At 65.4% G+C, this 3,118-nt stretch carries 4 protein-coding genes and 1 pseudogene; all 5 read right to left on the minus strand.

Annotated features, from left to right (window positions below; all coding sequences use genetic code 11):
- Window positions 1-104: pseudogene (locus VGH54_RS13410) on the minus strand (alpha/beta hydrolase); the annotation flags it as partial.
- 11 nt (window positions 105-115) lie between these two features.
- Window positions 116-1,012 carry an LLM class F420-dependent oxidoreductase gene (locus VGH54_RS13415; RefSeq protein WP_331512505.1) on the minus strand — a complete coding sequence of 299 codons (897 nt, stop codon included), beginning with the start codon at window positions 1,010-1,012 and terminating at the stop codon, window positions 116-118.
- A 37-nt stretch (window positions 1,013-1,049) separates the two neighbouring features.
- Window positions 1,050-2,213, minus strand: a complete 1,164-nt coding sequence (locus tag VGH54_RS13420; RefSeq protein ID WP_331512501.1) for an acyl-CoA dehydrogenase family protein — start codon at window positions 2,211-2,213, stop codon at window positions 1,050-1,052.
- Window positions 2,213-2,803: a flavin reductase family protein gene (locus tag VGH54_RS13425; protein ID WP_331512502.1), complete on the minus strand. Its 591-nt coding sequence runs from the start codon at window positions 2,801-2,803 to the stop codon at window positions 2,213-2,215. Before VGH54_RS13425 ends, VGH54_RS13420 begins: the two co-directional genes overlap by 1 nt.
- 30 nt (window positions 2,804-2,833) lie before the next feature.
- On the minus strand, window positions 2,834-3,118 hold a 285-nt coding region (locus tag VGH54_RS13430), incomplete at its 5' end, for an aldehyde dehydrogenase family protein (protein WP_331512503.1).

Here is a 3,118-nt window from a genome sequence, read left to right on the forward strand (position 1 = left end):
GTGCGCAATTCCGGCTCCGCACTCCGCAATTCGGCGACGACGAGATCCCAGCAGTCGCCGGCGTGCTCGCCGCCGTGGACGAGCACGAGATCGGGCAGCGCCATGCTGGAGCCCTTCATCGGTCGATCAACTGGGAGGTCAGCATATCGATGTCGGTACGGAAGTCGGTGAAGCTCCTGCTGGCCGGCTCGACGGTGATCCATGTGACGCCCGACTGGGCGTAAGCGTCCAGCCGTGGTTGTACTGCGGCGCAAAATTTCTCACAGTCGCCGCTGGCGAGCAGGTCGGCTTCGAACGGAACGAAGGCGATGTCGGCAGCGCCGCGGCCCGCCTCCGCCCGTCGCTTGTTCACCTTTGCGATCCACTCGGCAAGCGTGTCGATGTCTTCGAGTGGACGGGCGCGGGTGATCGCGGCCATTTCGCCCGACGCCGCCATCGGCATCCAGCCGTCGGCAACCTCCACGACACGGCGTTGCGCGGCCGCGCCGTTCCCGCCGATCCAGATCGGCGGACCGCCCGTGGTAACCGGCGGTGGCAGCGCGATGTGACCACTGACCCCGAACTCCGACCCGTCGTGGTCGACGCCCTTCCAGGAGGCCTTCCACGCCGCGATCGCCTCGTCGAGCAGCGCGCCACGCTGGTCGAAATCGGCTCCCAGCGCTTCGAACTCGGTCTTCAGGTAGCCGGCCCCGGTGCCTAACGTGAACCGACCGCCGGAGAGCAGGTCGAAACTTGCGGCCGCTTTGGCCGTCAGATACGGGTTGCGATAACCCGATACCAGGATGTAGGTCATCAACCGGATGCGGGTGGTGGCCGCCGCCGCGAAGCTCAGTGACACGAACGGGTCGAAAGCGTGGTGGCCACCGTGGGCCAACCACTCCCGGTCGGGAAATGGGTGTTCAGACATCGAAAAGCCGTCGAAGCCGGCCTCTTCCACCAGTCGTGCTACGTCGCCGATGCCTGCACCCTCGCACCACCGGCCCCAGTGCTTGACGGCGCGCATCGGAAACATCAGGTTGTGACGCACTCTGCTCCTATCTCCGGGCCTACTACCGCACCAGCGATCGGGCGATGATCTCGCGCTGCACTTCCGTGGCGCCTTCGCCGAGTCGCTTGACCCGTAGGTCGCGGAACCATCGCTCCAGTGGCAGTTCGGTGGAGATTCCGAGCGCGCCGTGAATTTGGATGCATCGGTCCAGAACTCGGTAGGCGGCTTCGGTTCCGAACATTTTCGCAACAGACGCGTCCACCCGGACGTCGCGTCCAAGGTCGGCGTTCCACGCGGCTTGGTACATCAATAGCCGCGCGGCGCGTAGGTCCACCTCACTGTCCACCAGCATCCACTGGACGCCCTGCTTGTCAGCCAGCTTGCCCCCGAACACGTCCCGGTCCCTGGCCCACTGGCAGGTCGTGTCCAGCGCGCTCTGCGCGATGCCGATCGGCCCGGCCGCATACACGATGCGGCCGTACACCAGGAACTCGCTGGCCAACGAAAAGCCCTGTCCCTCAGCGCCGATCAGTTGCCCAGCCGAGAGCCGTACATTGTCGAAGTGCAGTTCGTAGGGCGCGAAGGACGCCATCACGGGAATACGGCTGAACGTGACGCCTGGGGTGCCCTTTTCGAGGATGAATACCGAGATGCCTTGTCGACCTTCGCCGGTGCGGGCGTATACCACCCCCCAGTCGGCATCCGGGGCGTGCGAAATCCACATCTTGGAACCGTTGAGCACATAGCAGCCGCCGTCACGCATCGCCCTGAGCTTGATCGCGCGCGCCGGGTCCGATCCGCCGGAGGCCTCGGTGATCGCGGTGTACGCCTTGGACATGGCGCCGTCGATGACGGGTCTGGCGTACTTCTCGAACTGCTCGGGTGACGCCTTGAACATGATGTTGGGTGGGTTGCCACCGAACGCACCGAGGGCCGGAAAGAAGGCTCCCATGCGGCATTTCGCGGCTTCTTCGGCGACTACGACTTGGCCGAGGACACTGAGACCGGCGCCGCCGAACTCCTCGGGAGTCTGCAGCGACCACAGTCCGAGCTCCCTGGCTTTGGCCTGCAATTCGACGAGCTGTTCGCGGGGAAGCCCGACCGTATCGTGATCCAGCTTCTCCTCGAGCGGATGCACCTGCGCATCCATGAACCGCCGCACCGTATCGCGCAGCATCACCAATTCTTCCGGCAGCTGCCATGCGCCAGAAGGCCCTTCAGCCATCAGACCCGCGCCGCTGCGGCCGCCCGCAGGTCGCGCGCACTCTGCAGCTGCGGCTCGTGGTTGGCCTCGTATTGCTCGATCCACTCGTGCGGCAGCTTGCCCCACGCCTCACCGATCCGCAGCCGCGGCTCAGAGCTGAACACCTCCGCGGCGACCACGTCACCGACGAAGATGGTGTTCTCGTCGTTGTCGAGCGACCCGGTGATGCGGCACTCCACGTAGCTGTGTGAGTCGAGCAGGACCGGCGCGCCGGTGACGCCCGGCTTGGTGCGCAACGTCGAGATCTTGTCACCATCGCGGCCCGAACTGCCGCCGAGCGTCATCAGGATCTCCATCGACTTGTCGATCTCGTCCGGGCCGGCCGACAGCATGTGCATCACGAAGATGCCGGAGTTGACCAGCATGTCGTGGGTCTTGTTGTACTTGGTCAGGCTGACGGTCGCGCGGGGCAGTTCCGGCACGATACTTGCCGAGCCCGCCGACAGCGACATCAGGCCATTAGCGAAACCGCCGTCAATCGTGGTGACTGCCACCGGAAATGGCCGCAGTCCAGCCAGCACCTTGTCGGCGGCCGCGAGGTCGAGCGTCATGTGTATTCCCCTTGTCGATTTGGATTGAGGTCAGCCGAGCGTGAACGGGTCGCGGGTGTCCCCGGACAGCTCCACCCACACCGCCTTGGTCTCGGTGAAGTCCTTCACGGCGTCGATGCCGTTCTCCCGGCCGATGCCGCTGTAGCCGACTCCGCCGAACGGAACATGTGGTGCGACAACGCGATACGCGTTCACCCACACCGTGCCGGCCCGCAGCTTGGCGGCCACCCGGTGAGCACGGTGGACGTCCTTGGTCCACACCGAAGCGGCCAGGCCGAACTCGGTGGCGTTGGCTGCGGCGATGGCCTCGTCCTC

The organism is Mycobacterium sp. (genome assembly GCF_036488105.1).
GTDB lineage: Bacteria > Actinomycetota > Actinomycetes > Mycobacteriales > Mycobacteriaceae > Mycobacterium.

Excerpts from the sequence above, each read along its gene's own strand:
- VGH54_RS13415 (WP_331512505.1), bottom strand. The coding sequence starts at position 1,012 with ATGTTTCCGATGCGCGCCGTCAAGCACTGGGGCCGGTGGTGCGAGGGT.
- VGH54_RS13420 (WP_331512501.1), bottom strand. The coding sequence starts at position 2,213 with ATGGCTGAAGGGCCTTCTGGCGCATGGCAGCTGCCGGAAGAATTGGTG.
- VGH54_RS13425 (WP_331512502.1), bottom strand. The coding sequence starts at position 2,803 with ATGACGCTCGACCTCGCGGCCGCCGACAAGGTGCTGGCTGGACTGCGG.